The organism is Streptomyces spinoverrucosus (assembly GCF_006539505.1).
Classification (GTDB): domain Bacteria; phylum Actinomycetota; class Actinomycetes; order Streptomycetales; family Streptomycetaceae; genus Streptomyces; species Streptomyces spinoverrucosus.
The window spans coordinates 1-1,372 of the sequence record NZ_BJND01000181.1; the positions used below are offsets into that span (position 1 = coordinate 1).

1 protein-coding gene is annotated in these 1,372 nt (G+C 69.0%); it reads left to right on the plus strand.

All coding sequences use genetic code 11. From position 1 onward, the window contains the following. Positions 1 to 1,281 (plus strand): IS701 family transposase, encoded by a 1,281-nt coding sequence (locus SSP24_RS42405; protein ID WP_141316603.1) that lies wholly within the window; start codon positions 1 to 3, stop codon positions 1,279 to 1,281. The last annotated feature ends 91 nt before the right edge of the window (positions 1,282 to 1,372 follow it).

Here is a 1,372-nt window from a genome sequence, read left to right on the forward strand (position 1 = left end):
GTGGACGCTAATGAAGTGAACCGTGTACGGGCGATGTTGGCGTTATACGTGGCTGATGTGCTCGCGTCGGTGCCGCGCAAGGACCAGAGGGCGAAGGGGGACTGCTACCTGCGGGGACTGATGCTGGATGGCCGCCGCAAGTCCATCCAGGCCATGGCCTCGCGGCTGCCGGACGGCAACGAGCAGAACCTGCAGCAGTTCGTGAACCAGTCCACGTGGGATCCGGTGCCGGTGCAGCGGCGGATCGCCGAGCGGATGCTGCCGCTCATCGGCCCGTCGGCGTGGGTGATCGATGACGTGTCGGTGCCCAAGGACGGGAGGATGTCGGTCGCGGTGGCTCCGCAGTACTGCGGAGCGTTAGGGAAACGGGCGAACTGTCAGGTCGCGGTCAGCGTCCACGCCGCGAGTGATACCGCCTCCTGCCCGCTGCAATGGCGGCTGTTCCTGCCCCGGCAGTGGGCGTCGGACACCAGGCGCCGGACCCTCACCCGCGTCCCGTCCGAGGTCACGCATCGCGAGAAGTGGCGCCTGGCGTTGGACATGCTCGACACACTCGCCGGCTGGGGCATGAGTCCGCCGGCCGTGGTGGCCGATGCCGCCTACGGAACCAACGCGCACCTGCGGGCCGCCCTGGCTGACCGCCAACTCGCCTACGTGCTGGCCGTCCGGGCGGATGTGAGCGCCCACCCTTTCGAGGCCAAGCCCATGGCCCCGGCCCGCAACGGGGATATCGGCTGCTGGCCCCAGCCCCGTTACCGGGATCCCGCGCCTTCGGTGGCAGCCCTTGCCGCAGGCCTCGGTGACAAGGCGTTCACGTCTGTCACCTGGCGGCACGGCTCGCGAGGAGAGTTACGCTCACGCTTCGCCGCCGTGCGCGTGCGGCCCGCGGGCAAGGCGGTGGAGCGTCCGATCAGGGCCGCCGCCTCAGCCGAACAGGGCTGGTGGGACGGGATCCTGCCCGACTGCTGGCTGCTGATCGAGTGGCCCGCCGATGCCGAAGCGCCGACCGATTACTGGCTGTCCAACCTGCCGGACGACACCCCGATCGCCGACCTGGTGCGTCTGGCCAAGGTCCGCTGGCGCATCGAGCATGACTACCGCGAACTCAAACACGGCCTGGGACTGGACCACTTCGAGGGCCGTTCCTGGCCGGGCTGGCACCACCACGTAACCCTCGTGACCGCCGCCCACGCCTTCCTCACCGAACAGCGCCTGGCCCCAAAAGTGCCCGCACCGGCCTCACCCTCTATCAGGTCCTCGACGCCCCCCAGAACACCCTGAGGTGCTGGACCGCCATCTGCACCACCTGCCATCAGGCCCTGCCCGCCCGGACACGCACGACGCCAAGATCAAGACAGACCTAACGGAGTCC